Below are 20,789 nucleotides of genomic sequence, written 5' to 3'. Positions count from 1 at the left end.
CTCCGCGCGGCGTGAATCGGGTGCGGCGCGGATCGGGCGGAGCGCAGTAGCCTGGGCGCGGTGCAGACGATCGTGCGCGCCGCGACGGCCGGCGCTCTGACTCGCGGCCTGACCGCTCTCGCGGTGGCCGCCCTCGCGCTCGCCGCGTGCTCCGACGAGCCGTCCATCCCGGCGCCCGAACAGCCGTCACCCGCGCCGTCCGGCGATGCCGCCTCCACCGCCGCGGACGTGCCGGAACTGGCCGAGACGGTCGTCCGTCCGCTCCCCGGCACCGGCGCCGCGCCGTTCGACCGGACCCGTCGGCTGCAGGCGCCGCCCGGCTGGAGCGTCACCGTGTGGGCGCGGGTGCCCAGCGCCCGGCTGCTCGCCTGGACCCCGGACCGGCGGCTGCTGGTGTCCCGGCCCAAATTCGGCGACGTCGTCGAACTGATCCCCGGCCAGGGCGCCACCGCGCCCACTCCACAGGCCGCATCCACCCCGCAGGCCGCGCCCTCCCAGCAGGCCGCGCCCTCCCAGCAGGCCGCGCCCACTCAGCAGGCCGCGCCCACCCAGCGCACGCTGGTCTCCGGGCTGAACCAGCCGCACGGGCTCGCTTTCACCGGTGACACGCTCTATGTGGCCGAAAGTGACCAGGTGGATCGGTTCACCTATCGCGCCGGGGCGGTGTCCGGCAAGCAGGTGGTGGTCGACGGGCTGCCCGACGCGAAGAGCCCCGAACTCGGCGGCAAGTACGCGCATGCGCTCAAGAGCGTGGCCATCGGCGCCGACGGCTCGCTCTACATCTCGGTCGGCTCCACCGGCAACATCTCCGCGGAGGACCGGGACGCCGACCCGGAGCGGGCCACCATCCTGCGGGCACCGGCGGGCGGCGGCGAGCCCGCCGTCTTCGCCAGCGGGGTCCGCAACGGCACCGGGCTGGCGATCGACCCGGACGGCGGCGTGTGGACCGCGGTCAACAACCGGGACAACATCGCCTACCCGTACGACCAGGACTACGACGGCGACGGCGACGCGGACCGCGGCGACGTGCTCCAGGCGTACGTGAATGATCATCCGTTGGAGCCGCTCGCCCGGCTGACGCAGGGCCGCGACCTGGGATGGCCGTACTGCAATCCGGACCCGGACGTGAACCCGGGGGAGAAGGGCACGCCGTTGAGCTACACCCGGCGGCCGTTCGTGCGCGACGTGCAGACCAACGCCGACGGCGGCAAGCTCGACTGCGCCGCGCTGCCGCCGGTCGAGCAGGGCATGGGCGCGCACTCGGCGCCGTTGGGGTTGAGCTTCGCCACGTCGCCGGGGCTTGCCGGGTCGTACGGGCCGGGCGCCCTCGTCGGCATCCACGGCTCGTGGAACCGCACCCCGCCCCGGCCGCCGGAGGTGTCGTTCTTCGCCTGGCGCGACGGCACGCTGGGGCCGCAGCAGACGTTGCTGACCGGCTTCCAGGACGCGGACGGCTCGCGCTGGGGCCGCCCGGTGATGGCGGTGCAGGGCCCGGACCAGGCGCTGTATGTCAGCGACGACATGGCCGGCGCGGTCTACCGGGTCACGCCGTCCTGAGCCGCGCCATCGCCGTGCGGTGCGTGGCGCGGCGGTGAGCAGGCCGCGCGGCGGTCAGCGGGTTACGCGGCGGTCAGCAGGCTATGCGGCGGTCAGCAGGTAGTCGTCGGCGTCCGCGCTCCACTCCAGGCGGATCGCGCCGCTGGTCGCCGCCGCCTTGCAGAACTGCAGGAAGCTGCGATATCCCAGCTTTTTCTCGCTGAAGCCGGGCGCCGCCTTGCGCACCTGGTTCTTGAGCCCGGACAACGCCGCCGGTTCGTCACCGTCGGCCAGTTCCGCCACCACGGTGCGCAGCATCGCGAAGGCGGCCTCCCGGTCGCCGTGCTCCGGAAGGCTCACCTCCGGGTCGCCCTTCGCGGTGCCCGCGCTCAGCTCGATCAGGTTCAGCCCAGACAGGTGGCGCAGCAGCTCACCGAACGCGCGGAACCCGTAATCGGCCTCGTTGAAGGTGGGATCCTTGCGCAGCAGCGTGCGCTTGAGGGTGGACGCGGTCACCGTGCCGCTGGAACTGCGCTGCAAGCCGGCCACGGTCTGCGCGACAACCTTGGCGAGCGCGTCCGTGTCGGTCGTCCCGACATCGGCCGCCTCGGGTGCCTCGCCCGTGTCGGTCAGCTCGCCCGTGTCGGTCAGCTCGCCCGTGTCGGTCGGCTCGCCCGCTTCGGGTGGTGCTGTGTCCACTTCGGAGTCCCGGATCTCCGGTCCGGAGTCCCGTGCCGGCTCGGGTGCTTGTGTCTCCGTCGCGGGCGCGCGGGTGCCCGTCGCGGGCGTGGCCGGCTTCGCCGCGCGACCGCGCCGGGCGCGCGGGGCCGGAACCTCCACGCCGTCCAGCCGGTCGTAGTACAGGAACTCGTCGCACGCCGGTGGCAGCAGCGCCGACGTGGTCTTCTCCACGCCCACGCCGATCACCCGCTTGTTCAGCTCGCGCAGCTTGTGCACCAGCGGGGTGAAGTCGCTGTCGCCGGTGCAGAACACGAACGTCGAGATGTACTCCCGCTCGAACGCCAGCTCCAACGCGTCCACCACCATCTTGATGTCGGCGGCGTTCTTGCGCGAGGCGCCCATCCGTTGCGGGATGTCGATGAGTTCGACGTGCGAGCGGGTCAGCCGACGGCGGTCGTCGTCGAAATACGACCAGTCCGCGTACGCGCGACGCACCACCACCCGCCCGCGCTCGGCGAGCGCGTCGGACACCGGGCGCAGGTCGAACCGCATGCCGCCGAGGTGATCACGTGCGCCGATCGCCAGGTTCTCGTAGTCCAGGAACAGGGCGATGCGCTCTTCTTGATCCACGCAGGTCAGCGTACGCCGTACGGGCCGCGGCCCCGCGCGTCCCCGCTTCCCTGAGGGTGGGCGCTTCCCTGAGGGTGGGCGCTTCCCTGAGGGTGGGCGCTTCCCTGAGGGTGGGCGCTTCCCTGAGGGTGGCTTTCAGGGTCAACCCCGATGGATCGCGCTCGTTCCATGCGCCACGGTGGATCCCATGACATCCAGTGAGAGTCCGACGCGGTCGCTGCGGTACACGGCGTTCGCCACGCGGCATCTGGTCATCACCGTCAGTGGTGGCGTGGACGAGGGGGCCGTGGCGGAACTGCGCCGCATGGTCCGGGACAACGTGACGGCCGAGACCGACGTGCTCGTGTTCGACATGACGGCCGTGCAGGTGCTCACCGACGCGGCCCTCGACAGGGTGCTGGACCTCGCGGACGAGCTGGCCGGCCGGGACGTCAGCATGCAGGTGCGGGCGCAGGGGGCGTTGCATCCGCGGTTGGCCGACCCGGGCGTACGCAGGCACGCGGACATCCGGCTCGACGCCGCCGGCTGAGCCCGCCCGGGGTGGCGTGGGAGATCGTCGGGGACATTCCCTTGACGTACGCGGGAAACATGGCGGACGCTTTGGGAGCGCTCCCATAGATCGGCGTCGAAGGAGACTCCCATGACGTACCGCGCCGCCCTGGTCGCTGCCGCATCCGCCGGGCTCCTCGTCGCCGGTACCGCCGCCACGGTGTCCGCATCGGCCGCCACGCTGTCCGCGCCCGGCCTGTCCGCCGCCGGATGCTCGGTCAGCTACGACGTGACCAGCCAGTGGCAGGGCGGCTTCCAGGGCAGCGTCAGCTTCACCAACCTGGGCGACCCGCTGACCGGTTGGAAGCTGGAGTTCGACTTCCCCGACGCCGCGCAGAAGGTGACCCAGGGCTGGAACGCCACCTGGACCCAGTCGGGCGCGCACGTGACCGCCGCCGACGCGGGTTACAACGCCGCCGTGCCCAGCGGCGGCACCGTGTCGTCGCTGGGCTTCCTGGCCTCGTGGAACGGTACGAACCCGTCACCGTCCGCGTTCAGCGTGAACGGCACACCCTGCACCGGCGACACCACCACGCCGCCGACGACACCGCCCACCACGCCGCCCACCACGCCTCCCACGACGCCGCCGACCACGCCGCCCGGCTCGGGTGGTTCGGCGCCGGAACTGCACGTGTCCGGCAACCGGCTCGTCACCGGCTCCGGCGACACCTATCGGCTGCTCGGCGTCAACCGGTCCAGCGGCGAGTTCGCCTGCGTCCAGGACAAGGGAATGTGGGACGGCGGCCCCGTCGACCAGGACAGCATCGACGCCATGAAGGCGTGGAACGTCCACGCCGTACGGATACCGCTCAACGAGGACTGCTGGCTCGGCCTGTCCGGCTCGCCCAGCGGTCCCGCGTACCAGAACGCGGTCAAGGACTACGTCGACCTGATCGTCGCCAACGGCATCACCCCCATCCTCGACCTGCACTGGTCGCACGGTCAGTACACGGGGAACATCTCCGCCTGCTCCGACGTCAACGCCACCTGCCAGAAGCCGATGCCCGACCGGCAGTACGCGCCGCAGTTCTGGGCCGGGGTCGCCACCATGTTCGCCGGTGCTGACGCAGTCGTCTTCGACCTGTTCAACGAGCCGTACCCGGACGCCTCCGACAACTGGGCCGACCCCACCGCCGAGTGGACCTGCCTGCGCGACGGCGGGACGTGCAACGGCATCGGCTACCAGGTGGCCGGCATGCAGGACCTGGTCGACGCGGTACGCGCCACCGGCGCCACCAACGTCATCATGACCGCCGGTCTCACCTGGACGAACGACCTGTCGCAGTGGCTGGCCTACATGCCTGACGACCCCACCGGCAACCTGATGGCGTCGTGGCACTCGTACAACTTCAACGCCTGCGTCGACACCGCCTGCTGGGACCGGACCATCGGTGCGGTGGCCGCCGAGGTGCCCGTGGTGGCCGGCGAAATCGGCCAGGACACCTGCGCCCACGACTACCTGGACAGGGTGATGGCCTGGGCGGACCAGAACGGCGTCGGCTACCTGGCCTGGACCTGGAACCCGTGGGGCGTCTGCAGCTCCGGCGGCAACGACCTCATCCTCGACTGGGACGGCACGCCCACCGAGACGTTCGGTTCCGGCTTCCGCGCGCACCTGCGCACCGTGAACCCGTGACCCGCTCGGCCGGCTCGGCCCGCTCCGGCCGCTCAGTCCGGCTGGTCGAGCAGCACCGCGAGCTGTTCGAGGATGCGCTGCGTGCCGACGTTCGGCGGCAGTTCGATCGTCAGGTCCACGCCTTCGCCTTTGGCCGTGAGGATGATCGGTCTGCTCGTGTGCTGACGCAGGCGCCACCCGCGGATGGCCGCGGCCAGGGCCGGTGCGTACTGCTTGAGCGTGGTGAGGGTGACCATGCTCGCCGCGAGGTTCACGCCCTGCAGGGCGATGACCAGTGCGCCCTGCAGGTCACGCACCCCTGCGGAGGGGAGTGACGCCTCCGTCAGGATCTCCGAGGGCAAGTCCAGCCGTACGATCCTCATCGTCACCTCTCACGCGAGTTGCCAGATCCTCGCGTACCTGTGCGCGGAGACGGCGCAGGTCCGGTGCCCCGCGCTCGCCGGTGATGTGGCCCTGGATGTGCCTGATGCCCTGGCGGTAGATCTGCCGCAGCGTCAGCGGTGTCTGATCGTCGACCCCTTCGACGATCACGGTGCGGGCCGCTTGCGTCTGTCCCCGCGTCATCGGATCGCGCGCGACGTCGACGACGAGTCTGAGCTCTTCCAACGCCTGGCGGTGGTGCAGGATCGCGCGGTCGACCTTGATGTGTGTCAGCGGCAGCTCGGCGACCCGGGACACCGAGGCGTGGCCCGCGCCGAAGTCGTCGACGGCGAAGGCGACGCCCACATCGCCGGTGATCTCCACGAGTCGCTTGTGGAAGAAGGCGTGCGGTGCGTCCCGCCAATGCTCACCGGCGCGCGGCCCGATGGCGTCCTGCTCGGAGATCTCCAGCGTGATGTCGCCGGCGTTGAAGTGGAACCGGGAGATGGCTTCGCGCAGCGCTTCGACGTAGGAGTCGTTGAGCAGCGAACGGACCGACACATTGATCGACAGCGGCTTCGGCAGGTCCCACGGGCCGTCGGCGTGGGCTCGCGCGTACGCCGACAGTGCCTTCTCCAGGATGATCTTGTCCCGTTCGACCACGAAATGATCGCCCCACGTCTCGGCGACCTGCAGCATCGCCAGGGGTGCGCTCTGGTCCTCCGGTGATCGCCGGGCCAGCGCCTCGTAGCCGTGCACGCCGACCTGGTTGGGCGACTCGCCGATCCTTATCACCGGCTGGAACACGATGTGGAACGAGTTCAGCACCTGGCGGTAGAGGTCCAGGCACCGCTCGAACATCTCGCGGGGCAGTCGGCCGAAGGCCGCGCGCAGGCCGCTGAGCACCTGGATCTCCGCCTCGACCGGCGCCTTGGCGAAGTCGGCCCGCCAGAGCGTCGCCAGGATCTTCGCCCCCGGCTGTCCGAGGTCGACGAGCCACGTCGGCGGGTTGACCACCGCGCACAGCGATGCCTTGCCCTCCGACCGGTCGAGCGGCACGCAGAGCATCTGGCGCCCGTCGCCGCGTGCCACATGCCCGAACCACCGCGGGTCGAGCGGAAAGGGCGGCTGCCCCTGGCCGGTGGTCTGCAGAAGAGGCAGGGCGTCGTTCATGTCGAACGCGGCGGTCGCGTCCATCGCGGTGAATTTGCCCGCCTCGTAGTTGAGGTAGCCCACCGCGTCGGCTTCGACGGCTGCCCGCAGATACTCCACCCGGGAGGTGCCGGTGGACGAACCGGTGGACGAGGCGCGTACGCCCGACGGTGGAACCTCGCGCGCCTTGCGCGACAAGTGGGCCGTGAGCCGCGCGATCTCCGCCGCGTGCCGGTCGAGAGGGTTGCCCAGGCCGACGGTTTCGACGGGAGCCGGGGGTTTCGGGGCCGGCGGTGGCACATGCCGCCGCGCGCCGGACACCTCCGGGCCCGGCCGGGTCAGCACGGTGGTGCCCTGCGACTGGAGCAGCACCCTCGGCGTCGGGTCGAGTCCCTGCTCCGAGACGTGGCTGCTCATCGCCTCGAACGTCACGTAGCCGCGGCTGTCCGCGGCCCGGCCCGCAAGCGCGTGCAGGACATGGCCGGTGAGCACGCCGTGACCGGTGGCCGGGTCTTCGCGGGCGACGCCGTCACGGGCACACGCGGCGAGCACCGCGTGCCGCGGCTCCAGGCGCTCTCCCACGCCGATCACGTCGATGCTCCGGGTGGTCGCCAGATTTCCGGCCCGGCAACAGTCCAGGATCAACATGGTGTTGCCGGGAAAACGCTGCACCACGTCGTGATCCAGAAAAGCCATCCGCAATCCCGCGTCCGGATCGACCGACAACACGGAGGCGTCGAGCTCCGGGGTCACCAGATAGACATCCGTGCCGTGACTCCATGACGGCATCAGGGTGTGGCCGGCGAAGAAAACCAGCAGCGAATCCGAAGAGTCGGATTTGGAGCAAAGTGACCACAGTGCGCTTTTGATCCGCGCGGCGGTCGTTTCGGAGTCGGCGAATAGCATGACGTCGCTGGGGTCGAACGTGCCGGTCTCGGCGTCGCAGAGCGCGTCGCGAATCGCGCGGGCGTCCTGTTCGGCGCAGCGCAGCGCGGGCAACCGGGAATCAACGCCGGGATCATTGACCCCGATGATCACCGCGAAGCGCCGTCCTGCCACCGAAATCTCCAAATCGAGCGCACCGCGAAACAGTGATGTTGAATGCGGGGTCTTAGATGATAGCTTCCGGCGAGAACCGATCAAGTCGATCAAGAATGGGCCGAGTCTAATGTCGAATATGGCGGAATTTAGCGCACGCTGCGTCCGCAATTCTTAGCGCAGCGTGCTCGAATTCCCGGCGCAGTGAGCCCAGCGCAGCGAGCCCGGCGCAGTCAGCTCGGCGCAGTCAGCCCGGCGCAGCGAACTCGGCGAAGTCAGCTTGGTGCTGCGCGGCCGGTGTCATGTGCGCGGATGGCAGCGATTGCGGAGCGGCCCGGTTCCGAGGCCGAGTCGTGGTGGGGGAACGAACTCGGGGTGCCGGTCGGCCCCGAGCCGGATCGTCCAGGGTTCGCGGTGGATGAGGCGGTGGTGGTGGCCGCAGAGCAGCACGAGGTTGTCCACCGAGGTGGGGCCGCCGTCGAGCCACGAGGTGATGTGGTGTGCGTCGCACCACCGCGGCGGGCGATCGCAGTGCGGGAAGGCGCAACCCCGGTCGCGAGTGGCGAGCGCGCGCCGCAGCGGGCTGGTGGCGAGGCGCCGGGTGCGCCCCAGGTCGAGGACCTGACCGTGGGTGCCGAGGACCATGGGCAGGATGTTCGCGTCGCAGGCGAGGCGGCGTACGTCGGCGGGGTGGAGCCGCTCCCCTCCGTCGAGGGTGCCGATGCCGAGCTTTTGATGGAGCAGGTCGTACGGCGCGGTGATGGCGATCTGAGGCCGGTCGCCGCCGTGGGTGGGTAGTTCGGTGGTGCGCAGCGCGAGATGGCAGACGTCGGTGAGCGCGTCGGCGCGGCGTTGTCCCGGGGTGCGCGTGTCGACTATCGGCGTTTCGTCGTCCGGCGTGGCGGCGGCCGACCGCGCGGCGTCCGATATGGACGATAGGGCGGCTGCGGCTGCCGCTGTGGGGACGTTCGCAGGCGTGGCCGTCGCTGCTGGTGTGGGCGTGGCTGCTGGTGTGGGCGTGGCCGCCGCTGTGGGCGTGGCTGCCGCTGTGGGCGTGGCGATTGCGGCGGACGGTGGGCGGCGTCGGGGTGAGCACAGCGGGTCGAGGGCGGACGTGACGACGGCGGCGGCTTCGGTGCTGAGGATGCCGTGCAGGCGGGTGCGGCCGTCGCCGAGCGGGGTGAGGGTGAGGTAGCGATCCCGTTCGGCGCGTTTGCGGGCGCGGGCGAGGGCGGCCAGGTCGGCTTGCTCGGCCAGGTCCGGGGCGAGCTGGGCGAGGATGCGGTCGCCGGCGTGCCGCAGCGCCGTCGGGTCGAGCTCGGCCGCCCAGGCGATGAGGGTGGTCTCGGCGTCGTCGGTGATCGACGACGGCACGTCCGGATCCTTGTCGAGACGGTTGAGGCTGCGCGCGATGACGCCGAGCTGTTCGCCGTTGATCTGAGCCGTGGCCAGGGCGTCATCGAGCCGGGGCCGACGGTCGACGGCTCTGGCCTGCCGGATCAGGGCGCGGGCCTGCGTGGGGCTGATGTGCAGGTGCCAGGTCAGCCAGTTCGTCAACGAGGTGGCGTGCTGGGTGGAGGGCATGTCGCGGGTGTCGAGTTGCTGGACGAGGTGCAGGGTGGCGGCGTGCAGCGCCTGCTCGGCGCGGTGCACGGTGCGCAGTGCGTCGACGACTTCCGCGTCGGACAGGGGCCAGACGGGCGCGGCGGCGCACGAGGTTGCGGCGGCTTGGATTTGGTGCCATCGTTCATCCACGACGACAGATTAGAACGTACGTACGACAAAGTCGGTGGGCGAGGTGAGGCGCGAGATGGCGGGGTGCCCGGCACGTTACATATCCATGTCGGTGGATGCGGTTGGTGGCGCGGCGTGATATTCCCATGGGTGGACAAGGTCCACTGGAGAGGCGGCTGCGCATGACGTCCACACCGCAACGATTCGGCCAGGGCTCCGGCATGTTCCGGCGCAAGCCCATCGACGACGTGGAGGACGAGCGGGCCGCTCACCTCACCCGCACGCTCGGGCTCTGGCAGCTCACCGCGATCGGAGTCGGCGGCATCATCGGCGCCGGCATCTTCGCCCTCGCCGGGGCGGTCGCACACGAGACCGCCGGGCCCGCCGTGCTGTTCTCCTTCCTGCTCGCCGGGGTGGCCAGCGCGGCAGCCGCCCTGTCCTACGCGGAATTCGCCGGCATGATCCCCAAGGCGGGATCGGCCTACACGTACGGCTATGTGGTGCTCGGTGAAATCGTCGGCTGGTTCATCGGCTGGGATCTGCTGCTGGAATACACGGCGATCGTGGCGGTGGTGGCGATCGGCATCTCCGGATATTTCTCGTTCCTGGTCGGCGAGCTCGGCCTGAACCTCCCCGCCTGGATGCTCGGCGCGCCGGGCACCGGCGACGGGCACGTGGTGGACCTGTTCGCCGTGCTGTTGTGCCTGCTCATCGCGTACCTGCTGACCCTCGGCATCCGCGCCGCCGCGCGCACCGAGACGGCGGTGGTGGCGATCAAGGTCGCGGTGGTCCTGCTGGTCATCGCGGTCGGCGTCTTCCACATCCGTACGCAGAATTACCGGCCGTTCTTCCCGTTCGGCGTGAGCGGCGCGATCACCGGCGCGGCCACCGTGTTCTTCGCGGTCTTCGGGTACGACGCGATGAGTACCGCCGCGGAGGAGTCCCGCGACGCGCGCCGCCACCTTCCCAAGGCGATCCTCTATTCGCTGGTGATTTCGATGGTGCTGTACGTGATGGCGACGCTCGTGCTGACCGGCATGCAGGATTACCGGCAGATCGACCCGGAGAGCGGCTTTTCGTCGGCGTTCGCGGCGGTGGGGCTGTCGGGGGTGGCGGACCTGATCGCGGTGGGCGCCATCATCGGCATTCTGACGGTGATGTTCACGTTCATGCTGGGCGTCACCCGGGTGTGGTATTCGATGAGCCGCGACGGACTGTTGCCGCAGTGGTTCGCGCGGCTGCATCCGGTGCGCCACGTGCCGACCCGCGTCACGTGGATCACCGGGGTGGCGTCGGCGGTGATCGCGGGTTTCCTGCCGATCCGGGAGGCGGCGGAGTTGACGAACATCGGCATTCTGCTGGCGTTCGTGGTGGTGTGCGTGGCGGTGATCGTGTTGCGATACCGGCGGCCGGAGGTGCCGCGCGAGTTCCGGCTGCCGGGCATGCCGGTGGTCCCGGCGATCGGGGTGGTGTTCTCGATCTGGCTGATCACGTTCCTGGCGCCGGTGACATGGTTGCGGTTCGCGGTGTGGTTCGTGCTGGGTTTGGTGGTCTACGCGACATACAGCCGCCGCCACTCACGCCTCAACGAAGCCGAGCGGCGATGAAGCCGAGCGATGAAGCCGAGCGGCGATGAGACGAGATGCGCAGGCGGCGGCTCAGCAGGTCCGTTGCGCCCGCAGCTTCGCCAGGTCCCACAGCCGCACGGTTCCGTCGTCCGCGCTGGTGGCCACCTCGGTGCCGTCCGGGCTCATCTGCACCTCGGCGATCGCACCGGCGTGGCCGACGAGCCGGGCGACGCAGTGGCCGTCGGCGGGATCCCGCAGTTCGACCACGCCGTCGGTCCGAGCGATGCCGAAGTACGGGTCCAGGTCTTCGCGGCGGGAGTCCTCGGCCACGGCGAAGCTGGTCAGCCGGGTGCCGTTGACACCGTTGACAATGGCGAGCTTGTTTCCGTCCCACACCGCGATCAGGCCCGGTGCCAGCAGGGCGGTGGTGTCCTGGTCGATCAGGTCGGTGGCGAATCCGGCGGCCCCGTCGGCTGTCCGGTAGATGCGCCAGTGATCGGAGAAATGCAGAGCGAGGAGGCTGTCGGTGTAGAACTTCGATTCGATGGCGGGCGGATCGTCGGCGGAGGGCAGGCCGATGCTGACACCCGATCCGGAGGTCGGCGTCAGGGTGTAACGGACGCCGTCGCCGTCCGGTACGACGGCGACCACGAGACTTCCGTCCGGCGAGTACGTGATGCGTGACTTCTCCTGCCCGGTGGCGATGACGGGTAGCTCGTGGCCTTGGGTGTTCCAGCGACGGATGGTGCCCGCGGTGTCGACGACGGCGAACTCGTCACCGGCGGGACTGTAGGTGATGCGTTCGGCGACGGTGGATTCGCTGATCGGGGGTGTCCGCACGAGCAGCCTGCCGTCGGCGGTGTCCCACACGCGGCCGACGCGGTTGCGATCGATCGCTTGCACGAACTTGTCCTCACCGGAGAAGCCCCATGCCATGTCCTCTTCGTGACGGGTCAAGTTCGCGATCAAGTCGCCGCTGGCGGCGTTCCACAACCGCAATCCGTCCGACTCCGAGTAGGTGAGCGCGTCGCGTTCGGTCGCGCCGAGCTTGATGGCGCTGCGGTCGCCGAGCCGGACGTCGGGGAATCGTCTGACGAGACGGCCGGCGGCGGTGCGCAGTTCCGCCACGGCGGAGGGGTCAAACGTGACCACGGCGCCCGGAGGCGTCGTGTCGTTGTCGAGCGAGAGGAAGAGGCCGGGTGTGGGTGATGCGCTCAGGGTGACCTTGTCGGCCCGCACGTCGACGAAGGTGGCCTCGCCGTCGACGATGGCACCGAGAACACGGCTGTCCCGGGAGAACCAGATGCGGTGTTCCCGGTCGGGCAGGCCCGGCAGGGGGAAGGTGAACACGTGGCGGGTGGCGAGGTCACAGAGCGTGCCGGAACGTCCGTCGTCGGTGGAGCCCTCGATGAAGAGGGTTGACGAGTCCGGGCTGAAGAGCAGAGTGCCTGGATACATGCCCCGGTACGGCAGCCGGAAAGTGCCGCGGGCGGTGGCATCCCGGGCGGAGAACAACCGCACCCTGGGGTCGTCGCTTTCGGCGATCGCGATCAGTGAGGTGTCGGGGCTGAAGACGGCGTGCTGGATCGCGCCCGGGGCGGCGGGGCCGTCGTCGGTCGACAGCACGGAGACGTAGTCGCCGTGCAACGCCGGAGCCGCGGTGTTCTTCGGAACCACGGCCACCACGACGGCCGTCAGCGCGACGAGCACCACGGCCGCCGACGCGAGCCCGGCCACGAAACGGGTTCGGCGTGCCGCGGCACTCGTCGCGGTCGCACGCCGCGCCTGGCCAAAATGGTCCATGGTGGATAGTTGTTCCTGTAGCCGCACGTGGCGGAACTGGTAGGCGGCCGCGGAGCGGCGCAGGACTCCGCGGCGCTGCGCGTCGGCGAGGAACCGGGCGAGCCGCAGCGGCAACTGCCGGCGGGCGAAGAGCACCCAGGTGGCGACCACATATCGTGGCCAGGCGCGGCTGGCGAGGGTGAGTAGCACGACAGCCAGCGCGGGGAGCATCCGGAGCGCCGCCGTCGCCATCTCCGGTGTCGCGAAGTTGAGCCGGGTGACGTCGTATCTGCGCGCGTCCAGCGACAGCCATAGATCGGGTGAGCCCGGCCAGCCGGACCACCGGGTCACGTATTGCTCGGCCACCGTGCCGACCCACATGCCGATGTAGAGCGTCGGCGCGAACGCCGCCCCGAAGGCCAGCCCGCCGACTGCCGCCATGACGAACGACAGCCGGCGGTCCTGCAGCATCGATGTCAACGGGTCGACCGGTGCGGCGGTCAGGTCCGCCGCGTCGAACCACCGCTGCACGCCGACCGTGACGCCGGTCAGCACGATCAGTGCGATCGCGGTGCTCACCGCCTGCGCGAAGCTCTGGATGTTTCGCAACGACCACACGGAGGCGATGCTGATGGTGAGGGCGTAGCCGGCGAGCACCGCCACCGTGGGCACGGCCATGGCGACCGCTCCGGAAGTGAATCCGTCCCGCAGGCGGGCCGACGAGCCTTCCGCCTTGAAGGACAACCGGCCGGGACGGCGGTCGGCGTTGGCGAACCATGCGACGGTCAGCAGCAGACCGAGCGTCGCACCGCACGAGGCGCCGATCACCATGGTGGTGTCCGGGGGCACCGAGTCCGGCGGGGTGAACGTCGCCACCCAGACCGCCACGCCGACCATCGCCAGCAGCCCGACCGAGATGCCGAGGATCGGGCCGGTCCACGCGGACAGCTTCCGCGCGCTCAACTTCCACCAGTGCAGGTCGCGCTCGCCGTGGTCGTGCAGGTAATCGGCCAGGAAACGCAGGTAACGCTCCGCGTGGGCGGCCTTCGGCGAGTCCGCGTACGCGGCCGGGACGGTCCGCCCGATCAGCGAGTTCTCCACCTTGTGCCGGCTGTCGAACACGTCGGCGTCGAGGAGTTCCTGCGGGAGGTCGGTGAGGTTCTGATAGACGATGCGGGCGAGCGACACGATGAGCGGCGTGGACATGGCCGCCGCGAGGGGCCCGTCGGGTTCGGCGCGCATCCGGTCGTAGACGGCGTGCCACTTGACGCCGTCGCGCCAGGAGAGGCTGCCGTAGTAGCGCTCCAGATCGTCGACGGTCACCGGCTTCAACTCGATCACCGGCGCGCGGCTGAGCACCGCCGACCCGTCCCGGATGGCGTCGGTGTACTCGTTGGACCGGCACGTCAGCACGACGGGACGGGTGCCGCGTACGGCCAGGTTGATCTTTTCGACGGCGGCCCGGCGGGAAGCCTCGGGGATTTCGTCCAGGCCGTCCAGCACGGGGATCAGCAGCCCGTGCCGCAGCAGTTCCCGAGCCGCGTGGGGCTGCCCGTTGTAATAGATCTGCGCGACCGTCCGGATCAGCCATGCGTCGAAGCCTTCACGCACCGGGTCCCAGCCGGCCACGTTGAGCAGCACCGGGCAGGCGCCGCCCGGCTGGCGGGTGGTGACCAGGCCCAACGTGAGCAGCATGGCCAGCACGGTCTTGCCGGAACCGGGTTCGCCGAGCAGCACCAGCCGGCGACTGGGGATCTTGTGGTATTCCGTGGCCAGCGAGACCACGGCCGGATCGAATTCGTCGCGCAGCTCGCCGTCCAGCTTGATCCTCAGGGGGCGACCGCCGGAGCTTTGCAGAACCGCGTCCAAGCTGTCCCCGGCCTGCGGGCTCGGCGCCCAGTGCAGCCGCAGGACGCTGTCGTCGCGCAGGCCGCGCGAGGTGGCTTCGGCCTGCCATTCGCGCCCGACCGCGTCGGCGAGTTCGTCCACCGCCACGGCAGTGTCCAATTCGGCGTGGGCGGGCCGGAGCCGGTCGATCAGGTCGAGGACGAGGGTGACGCCGGCGAACAGCAGCGACATCGCCGTGGCCACCGCGGCGGCGTACGCGAAGTCCGAAATGACCCAGATCATCGAGGTGAGCGTGACGATCGTGGTGGCGGCGACCGCCGTTCGCCGGGCATCCCGGAATCTTGTGTTCATGGTGGACCGGAATTCTGCGTGGCAGAAAATGATCAAAGCAAGTCGGCCATGCGGTCGGCGATTTCCGGCTCTTGAGCCGAGGTGTGCGTCTCGACCCTGCCGGATCATGGGTCACTGGTGGTAGCTTCTCCGCCACGACGCGTTCTTGTTGGCGGATGAGGAGCGGCGCAGTGAGCGGTCTGCTCGACGAGCTCACCCCGGCGCAGGCGTCGGCCGTCGCCGGCTACCTGACCACACCGGGTTCGTCCTCGTGCTGCCCTACCTGGAGCTCGGCATGAGTGTCACGCAGCACGGAGCCGCGTTGGTGGATCGCCTGCGCATCTGCCGGATCGGCGGCAGGGGGCTGCATGCGGATCTGGAGGACGAGATGTACGACCGGATGGTGCCGGAACATGTGATCGTATTCCTGATGCGCTGGGTGCGCGGACAGGTAGAGGTATTCGGACCGGTGAGGTAACCCTTTCGGCTATGGACATCCGGATCGCCCGCGCAACTATAATTTGGCACGTTCATTGTTGATGCTGGCGGGCATTCGCAGAGCGAGGCGGTGGCAGTTGCAGTCGAGCAGCGACTCGCGCCGCGACTCGGTGCGTCTTTTTCTGTCCCGGTTGTTGCCTTTCGTGCCGCTCTTCATCTCCTCCGTGGCGGCGGTGCCGACGAGCCGCATCCGGATCTATGCCGCATTGTTCACCATTTATGCCGCCTTCTTGGCCGCCCTGCGGGTGATCAATTCCAACATCCGGCGGGCGAGTGAACGACGACGTCAGGACGAGATGTGGGATGCGCTCTCCGGGTTCATGAAGATCACGATTCTGGTGACCGAGGCGCGGGACCGGACCGCGGAGGATCCCACCGCGCGTGAGGGGCTGCACAAGCTCCTGAACGGGATCGTGATGACCTCGGCGATGCGTGCCGGGGTGAAGGGCCGGCGGTTGCCGGAGCAGTCGAACACGGCCGGGCTCCGGATGGTGTGGTACCTGCTGGTGTCGGCGCGACCGCACACCAAGGAGGAGTGTGATCGCGACTCGATGATCCTGAAGCGTTACCAGTGGCGCGGCTACGACGGCGGGGCCGAACCGGAACCGGTCATCGCATGCCAGGGGGCGTCCCCGTCGGAGCGCTCGGAGACCTATTTCGATCTCGCCTTGAGCGGCGATCCGCAGCCGATCTTCGACATCGAGACCGCACCGGACGGCTCCCGCATGTCCTGCCTGACCGTGGCGGTGCGGGAGGACCGATCGTCGTGGGGCATCCTGCGGCTGGAGTCAACCGACGGGACGCCGCTGACTCCGACGGATGGCGTATATCTGACTCTGATCGCCTCAGGAACGGCACAAGTGCTTACCCTGCTGGGCGATGACGCCGACAGGCTGGTGAATTAGACTGATGTTTCAGCTCCTGCTGACGAGGCCCGGGATGGGGGCTCAGGCAATGAATATCTCCGACAACTCATCCAGTCATTCCGCCTCCGACAGTTCGGTGCCGACGTTGCCCCAGACTGCTGACTGGGAACTGGGCCGGCAATACATGCGCGGTGCCCTGGGAGCTGACGAATTCCTCGATCGCTCGTCGCGTTCCCAGCCGTTGCGGACCACGGTGGCGCACCGGATCGCCACGTTCCTCGGTGGTTCCGTTTTTGTCGCCTACGCCGCCTTGGCCCTCTATTTCCTCGCGACCCGGCAGCTCGTTCCGGGCGTCGTGAGCGTGGTCGGCGCGCTGGCCGTGGTGGCCTACTCCGTCGTGCAGTTGCGCCGCTGACCGGCACCCCGCCGCGTCACCACACGCGACGGGCCAGCTCGGCCACCGCGGCGCCCTCATAGTCGCGCAGGATCTGCCGCAGGTGCCGCGTCGCCTCCCGGTCCGTCTCCCCGTCCAGACCGAGACGCACGAGGGCGTCGTCCCAGGCGAAATGATCCCTGGCGACGCGGGCGAGTTCGTCGAGCGCCCGCCAGTCCGGTGCCGCAGGACCCGCCGCGGCGGCATCCGCGACGGCCGCCGCCGGTGCGGGCGCCGCTGCCTGCAGCCGGCTGCACAAGGCCGGCCACCGCGTGATGATCTCGGCGAAGACGACCAGGTTCCGTGCACGGACCACCACGTTGTCCCCGGTGGCCTGGCTGGCGTCGGCCAGGCGGTCCAGGACGCGTACGTAAAACTGCCAGACCGTCAGCAGGCGCTTGATGTCCCGGGGTGAGCGTTCCGGCTGCTGCCGGATGCGTTCGTCGAGCAGCGTACGCACCAGCGGGTGCCGGTCCCGCGCCACCTGGCTGCAGACCGGCAGCGGTTCGCCCGACCCGTACTCCGCCGGGCTCCCGGTCGCCGGCTCGCCGTCCGAACCGGCCGGGGCGGGCGCGTCGCTCGCCGCGGGGGCGTCACCGGGGTCGCCGTCCGGCTCGCCCGCGCCGTCCGGGGGCAGCGCGCCGTCGGAGCCGGACCCGGCCACGGCCTGCCCCGGCGCGCCCGGAGGCGCAGGGCCGTCGGTGATCGCCGGTTGCAGCAGGTCGGACATCAACCGGTCGAGGGTGGCGTCGCTCAACCGCGGCAGGACGACCGGAAGCTGAACGAGTTTGCGCAGGAACGTCCATCCGGGGGAGGGGTCCTCGCTGCTGATGGCGTGCCGTGCCGCCAGGCCCGCGTACGTGCTGTCCAACTGGGCGGCGACCACGTTCGGATCCAGCCCCAGCACGAAACGCGTGCTCGGCAACTGGCCGGACAGGAACAGGTTGATGGCCTCCAGCACCTCGGCGGTGGTCGTGGGATTGCACCGGTCCAGGTCGTCGACGAACACGACGAGTTCCACCCCGGCCGTGCCCAGGTCCTGCAGAACGTTCGCCACGTCATGCTGGGCAAGGTAGAGGTAACCGGCGCGGGCCCGGTACAGCGGATCGCGGATGGGATCCGCGAGCCCGGCGCCGGTGACGCTCTGACCCCCGCTGGGCAGCGGGCCGGCGAACAATTCGGACGGCAGCCATCGGGAGGCGTGCCCGGTGTAATAGCGCAGCAGCGAGTGCAGCAGCCCCACGGCGAGAGCCGCGGCGGCGGCCACCATCGCCACCTGCGCGCCGAGCACGTCGTGCCCGAGCAGGTTCCACTCCAGGTCCGGGTCGATGAGCTTGGCGAGCACCGGCACCAGCAGCGCGGCCACGACGACGGCCAGCAGCGGCGACAGCGTCCGTCGCCGCAGCGCCCACCGCAGGTGGCGGGTCTGGCTGTGGCGCCGGTTGCGGCTCAGCCAATACCAGTCCCGGTCGCCCCGCGCGGGATGCAGGGCCGCGCCGGCGGCCTCCAGGATCGACTGGGCCAGCCCGGCCCAGATCTGCTCGCTCGTCTGGTGCGCCCACGGATTGAACCAGGCGGTGACCAGCCGCCGCCGCTGCGGCTTGGTCAAACTGTCCACCCGGGAGTTGACGCGACGACTGCCCGGCGAGGGGCGCCCCAGCAGCACGTCCGCGCGGGCGGCGGTCAGGCGGGGCAACCGTGGCCGCCCGGCCGGCGCGCCCTCCCGCGCCGACTTCTCCCGGTCCAGCTCGTCCAGCTCCCGGCGGAGCACCGCGAGCATGCTGCTCTTGCCCGACCCCCAGGCGCCCTCGGCGGCCAGCACCGTCGGGCCGGCCTCGTGTGATTCCTCCGAGGTGTGCAGCAGGATGCTCATCATCTCGGCGATGAGGTTCTTGCGGTAGAAACGGTCGTGCTGCACCGCGCGGTCGGAGGCGCCGCGGAACCGCATGTCGCCGTACGTCGCGGAGAACGTGGCCAGCCGGATCTTCCCGTCGACACTGCCCAGGGCGGCCCGCATGGCACCGCCGTCCGGCACCGGGCACAGCGCGGAAACGACCGACAATTCCGTACGTACGGGTTCCGCGTCCTTGATGGCGTTGAGGTCGAGGCACATCACCTTGCCGCCCTCCCCGCTGGACAGCAGCATCTGCCGCCCGTCCGGGAGGCTCACGACGGTCATGTCCAAGACGGTGCCGTCGTGCTGGGCCAGGATGCGGCTGCCGGTGCGGGTGTCCCAGATCCGCACCGTCCCGTCGGTGCCCGCGGACAGCAGGCTGTTACGTTCGCCCGGCCGCGACACCTTCGCCAGGCACCGCACCGGCCCGTCGTGCCCGATCCACGTCTCGACGGGCTCCTCCTTCGCCGGGTTCAGCAGCCGCACGACGCCGTCCCGACCCGCGGCGGCCACGCCCTGGCTGCGGTCCGTCAGCTCCCCACTGACCAGGGCATAGCTGTGGCCGGCGAAGATCAGCTCGGCGGTCGCCTCGGGATCGGCCGGATCCAGCACGAAGACGCCCCGTTCCCCGGCGCAGGCGATGCCGGGGGCGCCGCTGGGCAGTTCGACGTCGCAGACCGAGAACAACTTGCCCAGACCCGCGGCCAGGACCCTCGGTTCGGCGGCCAGGTCCGCCCAGCACAGCATCGTGCCGTCCTCGCCGACCGAGACGAGCCCCGCGCCGGGCAGTCGGTCCGGCAGGCAGGCGACGCGGAACGCCGACCCGTCATGCTTGCCGGGCAGCGGGACCGACCGCTCCGGCGTGGCCGCGCGGTCGCGCACCCTGATCCGGCCGTCGTCGCCCGAGGCGGCAAGCAGCAACTCGTCGCCGTCGAGCACGGTGGTGAGCGAATGGATCCGCCCGATCGACTCGGTGGGAAACTGCGACCGGTCCGAGTCGGCGTTCCAGCGGCGGACCTTCCCCTCCAGCCCGGCCGACGCCAGAACCCGGTCGCCGTGCGGAGTCACCACCGCCACGACCGCCGTCACCGAGCCGATGTGCCCGATCAGCGGGGGATCAACCGGCGACCCGTCAAGCTTCCAGGGCAGAATGACCTCGTCGCGTCCGGCCGAGAAAAGCGTGGCCTCCTCGCCGCCGATCCCCGGCATGATGGCGAGCGAGGAGACGGATTGGTGGTGCCGGTGCTCGAACTCGCGGATCAATTCCAGGTGATCGCCGAGACGCCACAGCTTGATGCACCCGTCATCGTCGGCCGACACGAGCCGGCCGTCCGCGCCACCATTCGGACCGCTGCTTGCCGGGTCTGCGCCGTCCGGGATGAATGCCAGCGCTCGGATGGCGTGGTCGTGCGCCGAAGAATAGACGCTGAGAATGTGACCGGACGCCAGGTCGCAGACGCGGATCGCGCGGTCCTCGCCGGCCACCGCAAGGAGCCCGTCCCGCTGCGGTGGGGAAACGAGCCCGTCCCGCTGCGGCAGGGAAACCGCGGACAGGGCGAAAATCGCCTGGAGGCCCGCATCGACCGGCAGGTCCATCCAGGCCAGACTCGTCAGATCCAGCCCGAGCACCGAACCGTCCGCGGTTCCCACCGCGAGCACCCGCCGCCCCGTGGCCAGCGTCAACTGGCGCATCGCCGTGACGTCGCCGACGGTGTCGTCGAGGCGCACATGCTCCGTCGAGGCGTGCCCCGTCCACAGGCGAATGCCCGTGCCCCCGCCCCCGGTGGCCAGCGCGTCCCGACCCTCGTGCGACACCACCGTCATCGCGTTGACCGGCCCCACCGATAGCGGCGCCGGATCGGACAGCGCGTGGCCATTGGTGTCGTAGAAGACAACCCGCGAAGCGGTCAACGCGGCCAGGACAACCCTTTCATGATCCAGCACCAGGGACGCCAATGCTCTGATCTGCTCGGGCATGGATCCGCTCCGGAAGCGTTCGGGAAAGGGGGTAGCGACCATTGAAACCGGTCGTGTCAACCGTCGCCACCATCGAGGCCCAGCCCGAAGATCCGCGCCGAATCCGACTAATTGGGGATGTCGGCCTTGGCGGATTTCGGCACGTGCGCGGACTCCGACGCAAGCGCGGACCGGCGATGGTGGAATTTTCTCATGCCGCCGGTCGATTGTTACTCATCCGTCGATGCGACTTACTCAAAATGACTGGATGCCGGCGAGTGCGTCCGGCCGGCGACCC

The 20,789-nt window shown here is 70.0% G+C and carries 13 protein-coding genes; 7 read left to right on the top strand and 6 right to left on the bottom strand.

Annotated elements, in window-relative coordinates; genetic code table 11:
• Positions 1 to 60: 60 nt before the first annotated feature.
• On the top strand, positions 61 to 1,557 hold the full coding sequence (locus IEY73_RS21945; protein WP_229716035.1) for a PQQ-dependent sugar dehydrogenase: 1,497 nt from the start codon (positions 61 to 63) through the stop codon (positions 1,555 to 1,557).
• 81 nt (positions 1,558 to 1,638) lie between these two features.
• On the opposite strand, the gene IEY73_RS21940 is transcribed toward IEY73_RS21945, so the two are convergent.
• A complete protein-coding gene (locus IEY73_RS21940) occupies positions 1,639 to 2,847 on the bottom strand; it encodes a PIN domain-containing protein (protein ID WP_189081168.1) in 1,209 nt (402 codons plus the stop codon).
• A 187-nt stretch (positions 2,848 to 3,034) separates the two neighbouring features.
• Here IEY73_RS21940 and IEY73_RS21935 point away from each other — a divergent pair, with 187 nt between their 5' ends.
• Positions 3,035 to 3,376 (top strand): STAS domain-containing protein, encoded by a 342-nt coding sequence (locus IEY73_RS21935; protein ID WP_189081167.1) that lies wholly within the window; start codon positions 3,035 to 3,037, stop codon positions 3,374 to 3,376.
• A gap of 111 nt (positions 3,377 to 3,487) precedes the next feature.
• Positions 3,488 to 5,032 (top strand): cellulase family glycosylhydrolase, encoded by a 1,545-nt coding sequence (locus tag IEY73_RS21930; RefSeq protein ID WP_189081166.1) that lies wholly within the window; start codon positions 3,488 to 3,490, stop codon positions 5,030 to 5,032.
• 32 nt (positions 5,033 to 5,064) lie between these two features.
• Here IEY73_RS21930 and IEY73_RS21925 read toward each other — a convergent pair whose 3' ends face one another.
• From IEY73_RS21925 to IEY73_RS21915, 3 genes are all read right to left on the bottom strand, one after another.
• Complete coding sequence (locus IEY73_RS21925) at positions 5,065 to 5,328, bottom strand: hypothetical protein (RefSeq protein WP_189081165.1); 264 nt, start codon at positions 5,326 to 5,328, stop codon at positions 5,065 to 5,067.
• The gene (locus IEY73_RS21920) at positions 5,321 to 7,696 is read right to left on the bottom strand and encodes an EAL domain-containing protein (RefSeq protein WP_229716034.1); all 2,376 of its coding nucleotides are present in this window, start codon (positions 7,694 to 7,696) and stop codon (positions 5,321 to 5,323) included. The genes IEY73_RS21925 and IEY73_RS21920 overlap by 8 nt, the downstream gene beginning before the upstream one ends.
• Positions 7,697 to 7,882: 186 nt before the next feature.
• Positions 7,883 to 9,337: an HNH endonuclease signature motif containing protein gene (locus tag IEY73_RS21915; protein ID WP_189081164.1), complete on the bottom strand. Its 1,455-nt coding sequence runs from the start codon at positions 9,335 to 9,337 to the stop codon at positions 7,883 to 7,885.
• 161 nt (positions 9,338 to 9,498) lie between these two features.
• Between IEY73_RS21915 and IEY73_RS21910 the strand changes: the two genes are divergently transcribed.
• Positions 9,499 to 10,923, top strand: coding sequence for an amino acid permease (locus IEY73_RS21910; protein ID WP_189081163.1), 1,425 nt, complete (start codon positions 9,499 to 9,501; stop codon positions 10,921 to 10,923).
• 51 nt (positions 10,924 to 10,974) lie between these two features.
• Here IEY73_RS21910 and IEY73_RS21905 read toward each other — a convergent pair whose 3' ends face one another.
• Complete coding sequence (locus tag IEY73_RS21905) at positions 10,975 to 14,865, bottom strand: NACHT and WD40 repeat domain-containing protein (RefSeq protein ID WP_189081162.1); 3,891 nt, start codon at positions 14,863 to 14,865, stop codon at positions 10,975 to 10,977.
• A gap of 250 nt (positions 14,866 to 15,115) precedes the next feature.
• On the opposite strand from IEY73_RS21905, the gene IEY73_RS21900 reads away from it, so the two are divergent.
• The 3 genes from IEY73_RS21900 (at position 15,116) to IEY73_RS21890 (ending at position 16,623) form a co-directional block, all read left to right on the top strand.
• Entirely contained in the window at positions 15,116 to 15,322 is a 207-nt protein-coding gene (locus IEY73_RS21900; RefSeq protein WP_189081161.1) for a hypothetical protein, read from the top strand.
• Positions 15,323 to 15,380: 58 nt separating this feature from the next.
• Entirely contained in the window at positions 15,381 to 16,247 is an 867-nt protein-coding gene (locus tag IEY73_RS21895; RefSeq protein ID WP_189081160.1) for a hypothetical protein, read from the top strand.
• Between the two features lie 106 nt (positions 16,248 to 16,353).
• Positions 16,354 to 16,623, top strand: coding sequence for a hypothetical protein (locus IEY73_RS21890; RefSeq protein WP_189081159.1), 270 nt, complete (start codon positions 16,354 to 16,356; stop codon positions 16,621 to 16,623).
• A gap of 16 nt (positions 16,624 to 16,639) precedes the next feature.
• Here the strand turns inward: IEY73_RS21890 and IEY73_RS21885 are convergent, their stop codons facing one another.
• Positions 16,640 to 20,512, bottom strand: coding sequence for a P-loop NTPase fold protein (locus tag IEY73_RS21885; RefSeq protein ID WP_189081158.1), 3,873 nt, complete (start codon positions 20,510 to 20,512; stop codon positions 16,640 to 16,642).
• Positions 20,513 to 20,789: the final 277 nt, after the last annotated feature.

This window comes from Mangrovihabitans endophyticus, assembly GCF_014646155.1.
In the GTDB taxonomy this organism is placed as follows: Bacteria; Actinomycetota; Actinomycetes; order Mycobacteriales; family Micromonosporaceae; genus Actinoplanes; species Actinoplanes endophyticus.
This window is presented reverse-complemented; position numbering and strand designations above follow the sequence as displayed.